This is a genomic window from Lacinutrix gracilariae, from assembly GCF_042684485.1.
Lineage (GTDB): Bacteria > Bacteroidota > Bacteroidia > Flavobacteriales > Flavobacteriaceae > Oceanihabitans > Oceanihabitans gracilariae.
This window is the reverse complement of the sequence record NZ_JBHULM010000004.1, coordinates 1-17,437: the sequence shown is the minus strand read 5'-3', so window position 1 is coordinate 17,437 and position 17,437 is coordinate 1. Positions and strand designations below refer to the sequence as shown.

Genomic DNA, 17,437 nt, shown 5'->3' with positions numbered 1-17,437 from the left:
AAATAAAGGCTACATAATCCAAAACAATTATTTACTAAAATAACCTTGCAATTGGTACTCTGATTTAAACGATTAAAAATAAAATCCAACTTCAAAATTTTTTACTGAATAAGTTAAACCTAATAATTAATTGTTAGTTTTGAAACTATGAAAATTACTTTTATTATAATAGCTTTCATTAGTCTTAACTTATGTTATGCTCAAACCCAGATAGGTCAGGATATAGATGGAGAAGCTCCAGAAAATAGTTTTGGTTTTAGTACCTGTTTATCTTCTAATGGTTTAATATTAGCAGTTGGGGGCTATAGAAATAATGTTAACGGAAATTGGTCTGGACATGCAAGAGTCTATCAAAATATTAACAATAATTGGGAGCAGATTGGTCAAGATATAGATGGAGATCAAGCAGATAGTGAAGCTGGATATTCAGTAAGTTTAAGTTCCGATGGCAGTATACTCGCAATTGGCGCTCCAGGTTGGGGTGTCCCTGGTCGCGTAAAAGTATATCAAAACCAGAATGATAATTGGATACAAATGGGAAGCACCTTGTTTGGAGGTGAATCAGATAATTTTGGAAATTCAGTTTCTCTCAACAGCAGCGGTAATATTCTAGCTATAGGCGCCCCAGCCGACAATAATAGTAACGGGCTAAATGCTGGTCGTGTAAGGGTCTATGGATACCAGAATGGAAATTGGGTTCAAATTGGAGGTGATTTGTTTGGTGAAGGTCTCCATGATCGATTTGGTAGTTCGGTCAGCCTTAACGATAATGGCGACAAATTATCTGCTGGTGCAACTCAAAATACCCAACCAGGTTATGTGAAAATATTTGAAAATCAAGGAAGTGATTGGATTCAATTAGGAAATAATATTGTTGGCGAAATGCCAAGAGATCACTGTGGTTTTTCAGTTGATTTAAATTCAAGCGGTACTATTATAGCAATTGGATCTGAAGATGCAAATTCAGGTATTGGTCATCTTAGAGTTTTTGAATACCAATCAAATTCATGGTTACAAATTGGCAACAATATTGATGGAAACAATGATGATTCTTCAGTAAGATCAGTAAGTATTAGTAGTGATGGTAATATTGTAGCCACTGGAGCAACTCATAGCGCTGGAGTGAATAGTGTACTTTCGGGTAATGCTAGGGTATTTGAAATTTTAAATAATAACTGGACACAAATTGGTCTAGATATAGATGGGGAAGGGTTACTTGACCTTTCTGGACGTTCAGTAAGTCTTAATGCAGATGGTTCAGTGTTAGCCGTAGGTGCGCCTTTCAACGATGGAATAAATGGAGAAGACTCAGGTCATGTTCGCGTGTATAATCTTGAGTCAAATTTGATTACACCAATGTTCGATTCAGTAGTTTCTGTATGTGAGGGCGATACATTAAACCCACTTCCAACAACATCCAATAATGGTATTATTGGAACATGGTCGCCAGCCATTGATAATACACAAACCACAACTTATACATTTACTCCCGATTCAGGACAATCAGCTACAACTACTACTTTAACAATAGAAGTTGACGAACTTGTAGCAGCAGAATTTGATTCTATTCCACCCATTTGTGTAGGCGATATGTTAAGTCCTTTACCTACCATATCCAACAATGGTATTGCTGGAACATGGTCACCAGTAATAGATAATACACAAACTACAACTTATACTTTTACGCCTAATTCAGATGAGTGTGCCACAGTAACTACTTTAACAATAGAAGTTAATGAAGGAATTATACCAGAATTTGACCCTATTATGCCCATTTGTATCGGTGATATGTTAAGTCCTTTACCTACTATATCCAACAATGGTATTGCAGGAACATGGTCGCCAGCCATAGATAATACACAAACTACAACTTATACTTTTACGCCTAATTCAGATGAGTGTGCCACAGTAACTACTTTAACAATAGAAGTTAATGAAGGAATTATACCAGAATTTGACCCTATTATGCCCATTTGTACAGGTGATATGTTAAGTCCTTTACCTACTATATCCAACAATGGTATTGCAGGAACATGGTCACCAGCATTAAATAACACCCAAACCACAATATATACGTTTACACCAAATTCTAGTGAGTGTATTTCAACCACACAACTTGAAATAACAGTCAATGAAATTGATGAGCTAGAGGTTATATTAGAAGTCTTGTCCGCTCCTTTTAGTAATTATGGTATCATTAAGGCTAATGCTTCAGGTGGGTCTGGTAATTATGAATATCAATTAGATGATGGCTTTTGGGTAACGTCAAATGTTTTTAATAATCTCAATGATTGTGATCAATACATTATTTCAGTAAGAGATGTTAATGGTTGTAGCACAAAGGCAAGTGCTACTATTCAGATATTAATTTATCCCAAATTCTTCACACCTAATGATGATGGTGTAAATGATAGATGGAATATAAGATGCTTAAGCTATCAGCCATTAGCAAAGATTTATGTATACGATAGATATGGTAAATTACTTAATAAAATCTCCCCTAGTGGAGTGGGTTGGGATGGTACATATAATGGAAAAGCATTACCGTCAAATGATTATTGGTTTGTGGCAGAGTATCTTGATGAATTAAATATTAAAAAGACATTTAAATCACATTTTACATTAAAACGTTAATATTTTTAATAGTTTCTCTTGATTTTTGATGAAATATTTCGCAACTACACTCAACCAATTCCCCAACCAAATCAATCTGATTTTAGCCTGTTTGCGGTTCTATTACTCAATCGGATTTTTTTTAAAACTTAAAATAAGTAAAATTGAAAAACAACTATTGCCAACACCGTATAAAATTAATTGCTAGGTTCTAGCCTACTTACGTAAGTCCTCGCAGACTTCTGTCTGTGATTTATTTGCTAACTTTAAAGCCAAACCAACGCAACGAAATCATACACAAAACCGTTGCCAATAATGCGAGAGTAAGTATGTGTAAACAACAACAAGTAATATATTCTACTAAATTCTGTAAAATTTGAATTATCAAAAATCCATAGCAGTCCTTCCTTTCGTCAATATGAGCAGTGATATTGATAACGAATATTTCTGCGATGGGATTACAGAAGAAATTATTAATGCACTCACAAAAGTAAAAGGCTTAAAAGTAATAGCAAGAACCTCATCTTTTGCCTTTAAAGGAAAGGATATTGATATCAGAGAAATTGGTAAGCAATTAAGTGTAAACACAATTTTAGAAGGTAGTATAAAGAAATCGCAAGATAAGGTTAGAATAACCGCCCAATTAATCACAGTTGCCGACGGAATGCATTATTGGTCCAAACGATTTGATAGAGAGCTAATAGATATTTTTGATTTAGAAGATGAGATTAGTCTTGCTATTGCGGATGAAGTTAGAAATAATTTCGGGCATTTTGATATCGAAGATCATTTAGTAAGTGAAAAAACAAATAGTTTAAAGGCTTATGATAGTTACTTAAAAGGCCGTTATTATTTTTTCAAATGGAATCTTCCTGCTATTGAACAGGCTATCTCCTTTTTTAAAGAAAGTATTAAATATGATTCAGAATTTAATGAACCTTATTTTAGTATTGGATTATGTTACAATCTACTTGCTGCTTGGGGTTATCTGCCTAAACAAGAAACTTTTTCTAAAGCCACAAATTACCTAAATCTTGGTAGAATAAAAAATTCAGAATCTGTAGATGGATATTTTGCCTTGGCTGCTCAGGAATTTTGGGGAAATTGGAATTCAAAATTGGCTTATAAATATCTTCAAAAAGCACTAAATATTAATCCCCAATCTTCAGATGTGTTAGATTTTATGGCAGAAATACATCGTTCTAATGGTGATTTTAAAAATGCTATTAATTTAAATGAGCAGGCCCTTTTATTAAATCCATTATCTGCCAATGCTAATTATACGCGCTCAACAGTACACTATTTAAATGATGAAGCTAGTGAATCTCTTAAATACATAAACAAAGGACTCGAACTTGATGCAGATTTTAGTTTATTTCATAATTTAAAAGCTCTTGTGTTAATTCAATTGAATGAAAGAGAAGAACTTTTATACTTTTTAGATAGTGAAAATAAAATTCCATTCCTAAAAAAAGCCTCATTAGCATTATTCGATTTATATAATGCAGTTGAAAATACCAGTTTAAAAGTTAACGAAATACTAGATGAATTAAAAAAATTGAAATCACCTTTATTATATCCATGGGATATCTATTTAAATTTATATGCCAATAAATCTGAAAAAGCGATTAATTTATTAGTAGATAAAGTGGAAAGAAAAATGGGACAGGTGGTTTGGTATAAACATGACCCTCTTCTTAAACCTATTAAAGAAGAAATTTTTAAAAAGAAAGTATTAAAATCTAATTTTTTAAACAGTTTTGAAAGACTGCATCAGAATGTAAAACATGATACATCTAAAAAAGATTATTTTGAAAAAGAAGAAGTAAATAAGTTAATTGACAAACTGAATGTAATGATGGAATCTCAGCATCTTTATACGAATCAAGATTTAACTTTACGATCACTTGCTAAACAAGTAAATCTTCACCCAAATAAATTATCTTGGTTACTAAACGATTGTGTCGGTAGCAACTTTAATGACTTCATTAATTCTTATCGCCTAAATCATTTCAAATCTATAGCTTTAGACCCTAAAAATGCCCACCTAACTATTCTTGGCTTAGCTTATGATAGTGGCTTTAATTCCAAAAGTGTCTTTAATACTTACTTTAAAAAAACAGAAGGCATTACACCTAAAGTTTGGTTAAAAGCTAATTCGTAGCAAATCATATTCAGTTCGTTTCAAATTATAATTCAGAACGATTGCCTTAGTTATCTGATGAATCTTTGCACCATCATTTAATTAATAATCAAAAAACGAGCAGTTATGACAACTTTACACAAAATTATAGTAGCATTTATAGTAACTACCATAATACTTTTTACATCTTGTTCAAAAGATGACAACAACACACCTTCAAACAATTATACAACCGTTGAAAATTTACTAACTGAAATTGATTTTCAAGGGTATGCCATTGTAACTGAAAATGGAAACGATTTAGTGAGACAAGGATTTGGATTGGCAAACCAAACCACAGCTTTGGCACAAGATTACAATCTTGCTTATCGTATTGGGTCCGTAACCAAAACATTAACCGCAGCTGGCATTGTCCAATTAAAACGCGATGGCTTAATCACTAGTTTTAATCAAACTTTAGATGAATTTGACCCTGAATTTCCAAACGGTAGTCAAATTACTATTGCACAATTATTATCACATCAATCGGGTATTCCAGATTATCAACTTGTAGTAGAGGAGGCTTACGAGCTAGGAGAAACTTTGGATGAAGAAGATATATACCAAGTAATTAAAGAATTGATTATTGAAAATGGTCTCGATTTTACCCCAGGTACAAATAAACAGTACAGCAACTCAAACTTTCTTATTTCGGCTTTATTAACTCAAGAAATATCTCAAATGCCTTACCACGACTATATTCAACAAAAAATATGTACCCCCCTTGCAATGTCCAATACGTATAAAGGCATGAATATAGTAGATGAAAATACACACGCCCAAGGCTATTTAAATGGTAGTGCAAATAGTACTTACCCAATGGCGATAGCTTTTGGTGCAGGCGATTTTAGTAGTACCCCAAAAGATATGGAAACTTGGGTAAATGCTGTAAAAAACAATTGGTTTACAAATGCAGAAAAAACCGAAATATTTACTCAAAACGTACCAAGTGGCTATACTGATTTTGGTTTAGGCTGGTTCACCACACAAGAAGGAAATACAACTATGTATTGGCACGGTGGTGATATTAATGGCTATTGGAGTATGATTGGTTTTATTCCAGAGTACGATGCCACCATTGTATTATTAAGCAATCAGCAAGACGATACAGGTATGCAACGCAATACCATTATAGAGCAATTATTAACAAATGAGTTTAATTAAAATCAAATTAACCAAATAGTAATGAAACATACTAACATATTATTAGCAGGTGCTACAGGTTACTTGGGGTCTTATGTATTAAACGCCTTAATTGAAAAACAAAATCAGGTAGTAGCCATTGTGCGTAACCCTGATAAGTTTTTAAATACGAATGAAAACTATTTAGAAATAAAACAAGCAGAGGTTACTAAACCTGAAACCCTTAGAGATATTTGTAAAGGTATTGATACCGTAATTTCTACCGTGGGTATTACTAGACAAAAAGAAGGACTTACTTATATGGATGTCGATTATCAAGCCAATATGAACTTGTTGGAAGAAGCAAAAAAAGCAAGTGTAAAGCATTTTGTCTACGTTTCGGCAATCAATGGCAATAAATATCGGAATTTAAAAATTTTTGAAGCCAAGGAAAAGTTTGTTGATGCTTTAAAAGTGTCTGGATTAAATTACACCATAATAAGACCTAATGGATTTTTCTCAGATATGAAAGATTTTTTGCAAATGGCAAAATCGGGTCGTGTTTATTTGTTTGGCTCGGGTCATCAAAAATTTAACCCAATTCACGGTAAAGATTTGGCAACATTTATTGTAGATAATTTAGAGGAAACCAATAAAGAATTAACCATTGGAGGACCAGATGAATTAAGTCTTAATGAAATTAGTGAATTAGCCTTAAATGCATTTAACAAACCCATAAAAATCATTCATTTACCAGATTGGATGCGAAAACTAACTATTTGGAGTTTAAGAACCTTTACTAGTGTAAAAACTTATGGGCCAATTGAGTTTTTCTTAACGCTTATGGCAGAGGATAATATAGCACCAACTTACGGAGAGCAACGTTTAAAGGATTTTTATTTTAAAGAAGTCCAAACGATTTGAGTATGCAAAACATCACAATGAAATTATCTCTAAAAATTGCCCTAATTATTGTAATTGCTTACTGCATATTTCACGTATTGGTTTTATTTCAAATCATTCCATACCATCTAGTTTGGGGTGGCAAAATAAAATCTGTTAACGAAATGTACATTTTAGAGGGAGTGGCATTAACTATAATGCTGTTTATAGGTGCAATCCTTTCTATAAAAAGCAGACTGGTAAAACCAATTTTTGCATATAAAACCATAAAAAGAATACTATTGGTTTTTACGTTTTTTTTATATTAAATACTATTGGTAATCTTTTAGCTGAAACAATAATTGAAAAATGTCAGGCTATCATAACCTCATATTTAGCCGTAGTATTTTATAAATCATCAAAATAAATGAAGTCTCTATGAAAGCACCCAACCCAAAAAACCTATTTCCGTTATCCAATTATAAAAAACTTTGTTTTTTAAAGAATTTGATTAACAATCCAAATATCGTAGTAGGTGACTTTACGTATTATGATGATTTTGAAGAGGTGTCAAACTTTGAGAAAAACGTAAAATATCATTTTGATTTTATTGGAGACAAACTAATCATAGGTAAGTTTTGTATGATTGCTTCAGATGCTACATTTATTATGAATGGAGGTAATCATTTAACCAAAGCCACATCTGCTTACCCATTTGCTATTTTTGGTGGTGCTTGGCAAGATGCTATGAACCGTAAAACCTATCCAACCAAAGGTGATACCATAATTGGTAATGATGTATGGATTGGTCACGATGCTACTATTATGCCTGGAGTTCACATTGGGAATGGAGCAATAATAGCATCAAAAGCGGTGGTTACAAAAGACGTAGCACCTTATACCATTGTTGGAGGTAATCCTGCGAAACCAATTAAAAAGCGTTTTTCTGATGCTACAATCTCAAAACTATTACAATTAAAATGGTGGGATTGGGATATTAAAAAAATTACAGAAAATGTAGAAAAACTTACTGCTCATCCTGAATCTTTACTTTAAGATAATAACCTAAGAACTATTAAAAGGCTTAACACTACAACTGTTAAGCCTTTTTCTTTTAGTAAAAAAAACATTAGTACTAAATATCAAAAAGGTTTCAAATTATAATTCAAAACGATTGCCCTTAAAATTCAATGAATCTTTGCATCATCAAATAATAAAAACGAACAATTAAAATTCATTAAAATGAAAAAAATAGTTATTATCTGCTTAACACTTTGTACACTAAATGTTTTTGCACAAAGTAACAACGGATCTTTGAAAAATAAGGATTCAGATTTCAAATACAGAGTAAGTTTTCCTGCTATTATCTTAGGTAACATTGGTAAAGGTGGCGAAAGAACCAATACGCAACATTTTGAGTTGCATATAAAAAAAGAATTAGATGCTAAAAATATTGTTGGAATTAAGTTAGCCACTTGGCGTTTATTTCAACCAATGGGTATTCAGTGGTGGGATGGTCTTTTAGATAAAATAGATTCTGAAACCGAATTTTATCCAGGTTATCTACGTGAAACGGGTATTGGAGTATCTTATCAACGTATGCTTTGGAAAGGACTGTTTGCATCAGTAGAAGTATTACCACAATACAAAACCTATTTAGATTTAGATAACAAAAAAATAGCAAACGGTTTTAAACTTTACAATTCGTTTCATCTTGGTTATCATTTTGCATTTGGTAAGAATAAACGCTTTTTTATCGAACCTCAGGTTCATTCTCAATTTTGGGTTTTTGACACCAATACACCAGATGCATTTAAACAATTAGATAATAGATGGAAAAACCACTTCCTTTTTGAACCAAATCTTTATATAGGAATTAGATTTTAGTAAAAAATAAAAACTTATAAAACAATTAAAATGAAAACAATCAAAAAACAAATCCAATTAAAAATTGCCTTTATGGCCTTGGTTCTAATGTCATCATTAGCGTTTGCACAAAACAATTCAATTATTGAAGAATCTTCAAAACGAGAAGGTTTTATCTTTGAATTTAGTCTAGGTGGTGGTGTAATTGGTGTTGAAGATAGTGAAGGCATTCAAACCTTTGATAAAGCTCAAGGAGTCATAAGTTTTCCCGAGTTAAAATTTGGTTATATGTTAAACGATAACTTAGCTATAACCGCTTCAATGCCAGGTATGATTTATGAATTTCAAAACAATGACAGGCACTTTGGCGGTTTTATTCCCTCAGTACAATATTGGGTAAAAGACCGTTGGTGGATTCACGGAGGTATAGGTTTAACTATAGATTCACCAGCACTTTACGATATTAAAGATAATGTTAATGACGATTGGAATTTTGGGTGCGCAATTATGGCAAGTACAGGATATGAGTTTTACAAAAAGAAAAACTTTGCTTTGAATGTACAATCCAAATTAGTGATGGGAAGAGCATTTTTAGAAGGAGATGCACATCGAGATGCAGTAACCTTTAACATTGGCCTAGGTTTTAGTTGGTTGTAATTTTATTTTTTTAATAAAAAAAGTATGTACATAAATCATTAAAAAACTGTTTTGTAACAGCCTCATTAAAATTGTAATGCTATTAATATAATTATAGAATATTTTAAAATTAAACTCATCGTATTAAAAAAAAAAAGAAATAATGTTTAAAAAATACCGAATACTAAAATGGATTCTAAGGAGTCTTATGATAACAATAATTATTATCATTTTAACAGGTTTATACATTGCAAATTTATTGCCAACGGAAGATATTACCTTACCACAAAGTAAAGCAAGTGAAATATCATATCTTACTAAAGATGTGCCTTCTTATCGAGGTAAAATACTAGCTATTGTAACAAGTACAGACTCTTTGGGTACAAGTGGTAAGGGAACAGGATATGAACTAACAGAGTTATCTAGAGCTTATTATGTATTTAAAGCTAATGGTTTTGATGTTGATGTTGCAAGCCCTTTAGGAGGCAAGCCACCTGTAGTTTTAGATAACGATGATATGGGAGTTTTTGATTATGCATTTTTAAATGATTCTATTGCTCAATCTAAAACCAATAAAAGTCTTTTATTAAAAGATGTTAAACCAGATTTATATGAAGCTATTTATTTTGTTGGTGGTAAAGGAGCTATGTTTGATTTTCCAGATAATAAATTTATACAGGCACTAGTACAAGATTTTGATAAAAATAATAAAGTAATAGGTGCGGTCTGTCATGGTCCTGCTGCTTTGGTAAATGTTACCTTAGAAAACGGACAATCATTTTTAAAAAATAAGCAAGTAAGTAGTTTTACCAATAAGGAGGAGTTATTATTTATCCCCAAAGCTGCAGCTATATTTCCTTTTTTATTGCAAGACGAGTTAATAGCTCAAGGTGCTGTGTTTAACGAAGGGGTTATGTATCTTGAAAAAATAAGTCATGATAATAATTTAATAACGGGTCAAAATCCATGGTCAGTATGGGTATTGGCAGAAACTATGGTGAAACAATTGGGGTATTCACCCAAACAAAGAACAATAACTCCAGAAGAAAACACTGTTAAAGTTTTGAATGCATATGCAATAAAAGGTAAAGATAATTCTAAAGCATTAATGAAGCAGATTATCGAAGTGAATAAAGAATCTATTTCTAGAGAACTACTTATTAGCCATAGCGCTATTTCTGTACTTCAAGGAAATCTGATAAAATTTTACGATCTAATACGCTTAGCTTCTTATGCCAAAAACCTTAAATCTAGTAAATAGAAAATAATGAAAAAACTAGTAATAACTATAAGTATTTGTGTTTTATCCTTTTCTCTTTTTAGTCAACAAACTCTAGAAAAGGATGTTAAGAACTTGTTTAAAAACGAATTAAAAAAAGAAGCAATAAAAAGCGCTTTTTTGCATGTATATTCAAAATCAAAAGATATTAATATTAAGTTAGCTGAAAGTAAATTTAATTCTAAAGATACTATCACAGCCAATAATCCTTTTTATACAGCTAGTATTACCAAAATGTTTACGGCTACTTCCATTGGTATTTTAAAGGATCAAAAAAAATTAAACTTTCAAGATAAAATAGCTCAATATTTGCCAGATACATGGATAGAGAATTTACACGTTTTAGATGACAAAGAATATTCGAGAGATATTACTATTGCTCAGTTATTACAACATACTTCTGGGTTGCCAGACTATTTTGTTGACAAAACTATTGATGGTAGCCCAAATATCATAAACCAATTATTGGTTGATACGAATAAGATTTGGGCACCTCAAGAAATGATTAAGTTTACCAAAGCAAAAATGAAACCTCATTTTATTCCTGGTCAAGGCTATCATTATACCGATACAGAATATGTGCTTTTAGCTTTGATAGTAGAAGAAGTAAGTGGCCTCTCTCTAGACAATTTTTTTCAACAATATATTTTTCAACCTTTAGGGATGGATGGGTCTTATATCAATTTAAAATCAAAACCTCTAAAGAATCAATTACCTATGGCTAAGTTCTATGTTGGTGATATGGAGCTGTCATCAATTAAAAGTTTAAGTGCAGATTGGGGCGGTGGCGGTTTGGTATCAACTAGCCAAGATTTAATACGTTTTTTAAAAGCGTTTAATGAAGATATAATTGTAAAAAAAGATACTCGTTTAGCAATGCAAAATTGGACTAATGAAACCCTAGGAATGGAATACGGATTTGGTATACGAAAGGTATCTTTTAATACCATTTACAATACAGACTCAAACTTAAAACTAATTGGACACACAGGAAGCACAGCATCTTTTTTATGGTATTGCCCAGAATTAGATACTTATATAGCTGGTACTTTAAATCAATTAGAGGTCTCAAAAAGTACAATTCGTTTAGTTTACAATATACTTAAAACAATAGAAAACAACTAGTTATATGAACTCATTTCAAAAAGGAATAATTTGTTTATCAATTTTTATTGTGTCGGTATTTAATACATTATTCGCACAATCATCAGACAAAATTAATTGGAAAGAAGACCTTAAAACCTATAAAGCATCTATAGAACAAAAACATATAGATATATATCATTCAATTACTAAAGAAGATTTTACAAAAGAATGGAATGAAATTTATAATAATGTGGAGTCATTCAGTGATTTTGAAATCATTTTAAAATTAATGCGTTTAACAAGGCGTATTAATGATGGTCATACAGCTGTATCCCTTAGAAATTTATCAACGCACCGTTTTCCATTTGAAATTGCATGGATCGAGAATCGATGGTATGTTGTAAAAACATTGAATAAGAATAAACAAATTCTCAAAACTACTTTGGAATCCATTAATGGTATTTCGATTGATACAGTTACTCAAAAAATATCAGAAATAGCTCAATTTGTTGAAAATGAATATTCTTTAAAAGATAGAACAGGTAGTTATTTAACAATTGCAGAATTACTTTTCAATCTCAATTTGATTGATTCTACCAATGAAGCCACATGTAGTTTTCGTAACAATAATAATGAATTGATACATCTGAAATTGAACACAATTACTAATGATATTTGGGAGAATAGCAATCTTTCAAATGTAACTTTAACTGTACCAGAAATAACAAAACCAAATAGTGGCAATCGTAATTTATGGTTTACATCAATTTCTGACACAAAAACAGTATATATAAATTTTGAAAGTTATCCAACTTTTGAAGAGATACAGGTGTTTGGAGAGCAATTAGTCAATTACATTCAAGAAAACCAAATGAAAAATATAATTATTGATATGCGTAAAAATGGCGGTGGTGATTTGTATGTAGGTACAGTTTTAGCCTATGCCCTTAACCTTGCTGACTCTATAGACTGGAAAAATGGTGTGTTTGTATTAACAAGTAATAAAACTTTTTCTGCAGCAACAAGTAATGCAGCGCTTTTTAAGCAATTGTTAAATGCAAAAATTGTTGGTCAGCCTACGGGTTCAAATCCAAATGGGTATCAAGATATGGATAGCTTTATATTACCAAATTCAAAACTTGTAATTACCTATTCTAAAAGATTATTTCGATTATCAAATCAAGTAAACACAGCACTTCAACCTGATATAATTATAAACCAAAAAAAAAGTGACCTATTAAAGAATTTAGATACTGTATTGATGGAATTAATAAACTTAATAAAAAACAGGTAATAAGGTGTTCGTCAGTCGTTCCATTTAGTTCCATAAAACATAATCACAAATGCTTCTATCGTCGCATTGGTGCTTACCATAAATAGTACCACTACGGCGACACGTCCTCGTTGGCACTATTTATTTGTTTTACTGCACACATTCTCTCCTTCCTCACCCATAGCTACTCTTGTACCTTAAAATCCAAAGCAGTTGTGTGCTATGCACACGCATAGTTTATTAAGGTACAACCGCTATTTCATGTTTCGCGAGCCTGCGGGTCGCTGCGGCCAAAACCCACAGAAACCCCAACAAAAACAGAATTTGCAGTACTTTTAATTCCAATAGTATTAAAAAACAAAGTGTAAGAATAGAGAGTTAGCTATCAAAATAAAAAGACCACCTAGTTATAGGTGGTCTTTTTATATACTATAGTTTATTAGTATTAGTCCATAGACACTACAATAAACTCACTACGTCTGTTTAATTGATGTTCTTCTTCTGTACACGGAACACCATCTGAACATTTATTAGTTAATTGTCTTTCGCCATAACCTCGCCCTGTTAGTCTATTAGCATCTATTAAACCAACTTTAATAATATGCGCAATGGTAGACTTGTTTCTTCTATTAGATAAGGACTCATTATAAGAATAAGGAGCTCTAGAATCTGTATGCGAACGAACATCTATCTTCATATTAGGATATTGTTTCATTACAGCAATTACTTTTTGTAATTCTAAAGCAGCGTCAGGTCTAATATTAGATTTATCAAAATCAAAATAAATAATTGGTATATCTAATACTTTTGCTAGATCTGTACCTACCTTAATTTCTCTTACTTCTTTAGAAAGGTTTAGTTCTAATTCTAAGTCTTGCTTGGTACTTGGTGTTGTAAAACGTACTTCATCTGAAGCATAATCACTTTTCTGAGCACGTACTAAATATTCTTCATCACAATCTACATTAAATGCAAATGTTGCACTTTCACCAACAACCAATCTTTCTATTTCTTTTCCGTTTTTATCAAACAAGATAACAGTAGCTTCTGCCAATAACTCTCTTGTATTTTTATCTTTAACAATACCTTCTACAATTTGTTGACACTTATTTTCAACAGCTGCAAAACTATAGATATCATCATCACCTTTTCCATTTAATCTATTAGAAGAGAAAAAACCTTCATTTGTACCTAAGTTTTCATAGTATGCAAAATCATCTTGAGGACTATTAATTGGCTTTCCTAAGTTTTCTGCTACTAGTGTTCCTGAACGCTCAAATTTATTTTCAAAATCTCGTATTACATATATATCTAATCCACCTAAACCAGGATAACCGTTAGAAGAGAAAAACAAATCTCCTTTTTCATTAATAAAAGGAAATGTTTCTTGACCTTCTGTATTAATTTTTGACCCTAGATTTTTAGGAGTTCCTAGAGTACCATCAGGATTAATATCTACTACATAAAGATCAGAGCTTCCTTTTGTATCTGGCATATCTGAAGCAAAATATAATTTTGTTCCATATACATTAACTGAAGGGTGTGCTACACTATATTGGTTACTGTTAAAATGTACCGATTCAATATCATCCCAAGTACCATCATCTTGTAATCTTGCTCTATATAATTTTAACCTCGTAACATCCTCACTATCTCTTTTTAGTTTTTTATTGGTATAGTTATTTCTTGTAAAGAACATTAATTGGTCATCTGGAGTAAATGAAGGTGTAGACTCATGATATGTAGTATTTACATTATCATCATAATTCTGAACGTTTATATAGGTTCCGTCTTCTTGTTTATCTACGGAAAACAAATCTAAAAAAGGCTGATCATTCCAACCATAAGTTTTACCATCTCCTCTTGAAGAAGCAAATATTAATTTGTCTTTGTATTGCGTTGTTCCAAAATCTGAAACTTCAGAATTAAAGTCCATATTGGTTACTTTAAAATCTTTACTTACTTTTTCAATTTTAGCTAGATAATCTACTGTTGAAGCAAATGCTCTTCCTCTTGAATCATTAGATTTTGTTTGGTTGAATTTTTCCATCCATTTATCTGACTCTTCATAGTTTTCGCCATATTTTAAAGCTTGAGCATATCTAAAGTAATATTCGGCATCAATATTTTCTTCTAATTTCATTAACTCTCCATACCATTTAGCAGCATCTTCCATTTTATTATTAAAATAGAAAGCGTTACCTAATTTTTGAAATAAGTCTACAGATTTATGTCCAGCTTCTGCTACTTCAAGTAATATTTCACTTGTTTTCACATAACTAAATTGATCGTATTCTTTATTAGCCTTTTTAATTTTTCCTTTTTGGGCATATCCTACAGATATGAAGAAACCAAAAAAAGCGATTAATGTAAGTTTATATAATTTCATAATCTTTTATTTAGAAGAATCTAGGAGAAATAATTTTACTATCTTTTTTAAACAATTCAAATCTTAACATAATTTCATAAGACCCACTATTGAATTTTGTTTTACCAAGTTCTGTTGTTTCTCTATCATAGGCTAAACCAATCATTAACCCTTCTGATATTTGAAAACCTGCTAATGCACTTACTGCTGCACTCCATCTATAAGCAGCTCCTAAAGTAAGTTTATCATTTATTAAAAAGTTTGCTGTTAGATCAAGTTGTAAAGGAGCTCCTTCAACAGCTTTAGTTAAAAATGCTGGTTTAAATTTTATATTTTCTGATAGATCAAACACATAACCTGCAATTAAGTAATAATGAATTCTTTCATTAGCAGTAGACAAGGTTACTTCATCTAAATGCTCTGTTTCTAACAAGTTAGGAGCAGAAACACCTACATACCATTTATCAGCATGACGATAATAAAATCCGACACCTACATTAGGAGAGAATTCATTTATAGATCCTGTAGGTAAGATAACATCACCTTCATTATATCTACTAAGCTCATCATAATTAATATTCATTAAATAACCACCTGCTTTTAAACCAAATGAAAATCTACCTTTATCTGATGTATTAATCGTATAAGAAAGGTCTACATCAAAATGAGTTTCATTCGTTGGCCCAATTTCATCATTAACTATAGATAAACCAAGTCCTAATTTTTCACTACTACCAATTGGAGAATGAATACTAAGCGTTTGTGTTTTTGGAGCACCATCTAGCCCAACCCATTGCGTTCTATATAAACCTACAACGCTCAGTACTTCTCTTGAGCCAGCATAAGCAGGATTTACACTCATAGTATTATACATATACTGCGTATACTGCGCATCTTGTTGCGCATTACTTTCTAAACAAAAAGCAGTACTAATGCTTATAACTAATAGTAAGATTTTATTTTTCATTCTAATTTGTTATGTTTTATTTTATTATTGGAGGCAGATAAAAATCTACCTCCTTATATAATTTTATCTATGAATATATAAATAACCTGATTTTTCTAGTGTTTCTCCATCTTTAACGAAAGTAACAATATAGAAATAAGTTCCTACAGGTAATAATTCATCTTGTTTAACAGTAACTCTTCCTTTAGATCTTCCTCTAAAATATTCTCCATTCTGACCATATCCTAGAGTTTCATATACTAATACTCCCCATCTATTGAATATTTGTACTTGATTTTCTGGGAATAACTCTATGTTTTCAATAGTAAACACATCATTATCATAATCTCCATTAGGAGTTACAGCATTAAATATTTCAATAAAATCATCTGCTGCTGTTAATACACCATTATCCGCTTCTAAATAATCTGGTAAACCGTTTCCATTACTATCTAATGCATCATCACCAAATCCTATTCCATCGTCATTAGGATCTGGATATTCATCACTGGTAAGAATACCATCATTATCATCATCATTATCTAGATAGTCTGGTGTTCCGTCTCCATCTGTATCATCATTAGTAGGATCATCATCTCCTGTTGGATCAACTTCTCCGTCTGTTACATCAGTATCAGCATAATCTTCATTAATAGTATCTACACCATCATTATCGTCATCTGGATCATTAAAGTTTGGCATACCATCTCCATCTGTATCACCATAAGCTATTTCATCTCCATTTGAAACATTATCAAAATCACAGTCTAATGCATTCCATTCTTCTGATGGACTAACTGTAATACTATCTATGTTTAAATCACATGGATCATTCCAGTCTGTATCATTTGGTCCTTGTGTACCATCTCCATCAGGATCAACTTCATCAATATTTACTACTCCGTCACCATCACAATCTGCAAGAGCCCAATCGCTTAATGAATCTGTTAAATCAATATTAGTAATATCACCTCCTACACATGGATCTAATGGTTCTGGATCTTCTCCGTTTGGTGTTCCGTCTCCATCACAATCTGCTGATGACCATATTGGGTTGTTAGCATCTTCATCTCCTGTAACTCCATTGTCGATACATGGATCTAATGGTTCTGGATCTTCTCCGTTTGGTGTTCCGTCTCCATCACAATCTGCTGATGACCATATTGGGTTATTAGCATCTTCAT

At 31.7% G+C, this 17,437-nt stretch carries 13 protein-coding genes; 10 read left to right on the top strand and 3 right to left on the bottom strand.

Features of this window, described 5'->3' with window-relative positions:
- The first annotated feature begins 147 nt into the window (after nt 1-147).
- From ACFSSB_RS01920 to ACFSSB_RS01875, 10 genes are all read left to right on the top strand, one after another.
- On the top strand, nt 148-2,634 hold the full coding sequence (locus ACFSSB_RS01920) for a T9SS type B sorting domain-containing protein (protein WP_379900385.1): 2,487 nt from the start codon (nt 148-150) through the stop codon (nt 2,632-2,634).
- 355 nt (nt 2,635-2,989) lie between these two features.
- Complete coding sequence (locus tag ACFSSB_RS01915; RefSeq protein WP_379900383.1) at nt 2,990-4,777, top strand: helix-turn-helix domain-containing protein; 1,788 nt, start codon at nt 2,990-2,992, stop codon at nt 4,775-4,777.
- A 105-nt stretch (nt 4,778-4,882) separates the two neighbouring features.
- On the top strand, nt 4,883-5,959 hold the full coding sequence (locus ACFSSB_RS01910) for a serine hydrolase domain-containing protein (protein ID WP_379900381.1): 1,077 nt from the start codon (nt 4,883-4,885) through the stop codon (nt 5,957-5,959).
- Between the two features lie 21 nt (nt 5,960-5,980).
- On the top strand, nt 5,981-6,841 hold the full coding sequence (locus ACFSSB_RS01905) for an SDR family oxidoreductase (RefSeq protein WP_379900378.1): 861 nt from the start codon (nt 5,981-5,983) through the stop codon (nt 6,839-6,841).
- 396 nt (nt 6,842-7,237) lie between these two features.
- A complete protein-coding gene (locus ACFSSB_RS01900; RefSeq protein WP_379900376.1) occupies nt 7,238-7,855 on the top strand; it encodes a CatB-related O-acetyltransferase in 618 nt (205 codons plus the stop codon).
- A gap of 186 nt (nt 7,856-8,041) precedes the next feature.
- The gene (locus ACFSSB_RS01895; protein ID WP_379900374.1) at nt 8,042-8,686 is read left to right on the top strand and encodes a hypothetical protein; all 645 of its coding nucleotides are present in this window, start codon (nt 8,042-8,044) and stop codon (nt 8,684-8,686) included.
- A gap of 72 nt (nt 8,687-8,758) precedes the next feature.
- Nucleotides 8,759-9,322 (top strand): hypothetical protein, encoded by a 564-nt coding sequence (locus ACFSSB_RS01890; protein ID WP_379900372.1) that lies wholly within the window; start codon nt 8,759-8,761, stop codon nt 9,320-9,322.
- 187 nt (nt 9,323-9,509) lie between these two features.
- Entirely contained in the window at nt 9,510-10,562 is a 1,053-nt protein-coding gene (locus ACFSSB_RS01885; protein ID WP_379900369.1) for a type 1 glutamine amidotransferase domain-containing protein, read from the top strand.
- A 6-nt stretch (nt 10,563-10,568) separates the two neighbouring features.
- On the top strand, nt 10,569-11,705 hold the full coding sequence (locus tag ACFSSB_RS01880; protein ID WP_379900367.1) for a serine hydrolase domain-containing protein: 1,137 nt from the start codon (nt 10,569-10,571) through the stop codon (nt 11,703-11,705).
- Nucleotides 11,706-11,709: 4 nt separating this feature from the next.
- A complete protein-coding gene (locus ACFSSB_RS01875) occupies nt 11,710-12,960 on the top strand; it encodes a S41 family peptidase (protein WP_379900365.1) in 1,251 nt (416 codons plus the stop codon).
- Nucleotides 12,961-13,384: 424 nt separating this feature from the next.
- Here ACFSSB_RS01875 and ACFSSB_RS01870 read toward each other — a convergent pair whose 3' ends face one another.
- The 3 genes from ACFSSB_RS01870 to ACFSSB_RS01860 form a co-directional block, all read right to left on the bottom strand.
- Nucleotides 13,385-15,328, bottom strand: a complete 1,944-nt coding sequence (locus ACFSSB_RS01870) for an OmpA family protein (RefSeq protein WP_379900363.1) — start codon at nt 15,326-15,328, stop codon at nt 13,385-13,387.
- A 10-nt stretch (nt 15,329-15,338) separates the two neighbouring features.
- Nucleotides 15,339-16,274 (bottom strand): PorP/SprF family type IX secretion system membrane protein, encoded by a 936-nt coding sequence (locus ACFSSB_RS01865; protein ID WP_379900361.1) that lies wholly within the window; start codon nt 16,272-16,274, stop codon nt 15,339-15,341.
- 63 nt (nt 16,275-16,337) lie between these two features.
- On the bottom strand, nt 16,338-17,437 hold a 1,100-nt coding region (locus ACFSSB_RS01860), incomplete at its 5' end, for a T9SS type B sorting domain-containing protein (protein ID WP_379900359.1).

What these genes read in the sequence shown, in the direction of transcription:
- ACFSSB_RS01910 (WP_379900381.1), top strand. Translation starts at nt 4,883, where the DNA reads ATGACAACTTTACACAAAATTATAGTAGCATTTATAGTAACTACCATA.
- ACFSSB_RS01880 (WP_379900367.1), top strand. Translation starts at nt 10,569, where the DNA reads ATGAAAAAACTAGTAATAACTATAAGTATTTGTGTTTTATCCTTTTCT.
- ACFSSB_RS01885 (WP_379900369.1), top strand. Translation starts at nt 9,510, where the DNA reads ATGATAACAATAATTATTATCATTTTAACAGGTTTATACATTGCAAAT.
- ACFSSB_RS01870 (WP_379900363.1), bottom strand. Translation starts at nt 15,328, where the DNA reads ATGAAATTATATAAACTTACATTAATCGCTTTTTTTGGTTTCTTCATA.
- ACFSSB_RS01890 (WP_379900372.1), top strand. Translation starts at nt 8,759, where the DNA reads ATGGCCTTGGTTCTAATGTCATCATTAGCGTTTGCACAAAACAATTCA.
- ACFSSB_RS01900 (WP_379900376.1), top strand. Translation starts at nt 7,238, where the DNA reads ATGAAAGCACCCAACCCAAAAAACCTATTTCCGTTATCCAATTATAAA.
- ACFSSB_RS01920 (WP_379900385.1), top strand. Translation starts at nt 148, where the DNA reads ATGAAAATTACTTTTATTATAATAGCTTTCATTAGTCTTAACTTATGT.
- ACFSSB_RS01905 (WP_379900378.1), top strand. Translation starts at nt 5,981, where the DNA reads ATGAAACATACTAACATATTATTAGCAGGTGCTACAGGTTACTTGGGG.
- ACFSSB_RS01895 (WP_379900374.1), top strand. Translation starts at nt 8,042, where the DNA reads ATGAAAAAAATAGTTATTATCTGCTTAACACTTTGTACACTAAATGTT.
- ACFSSB_RS01865 (WP_379900361.1), bottom strand. Translation starts at nt 16,274, where the DNA reads ATGAAAAATAAAATCTTACTATTAGTTATAAGCATTAGTACTGCTTTT.
- ACFSSB_RS01875 (WP_379900365.1), top strand. Translation starts at nt 11,710, where the DNA reads ATGAACTCATTTCAAAAAGGAATAATTTGTTTATCAATTTTTATTGTG.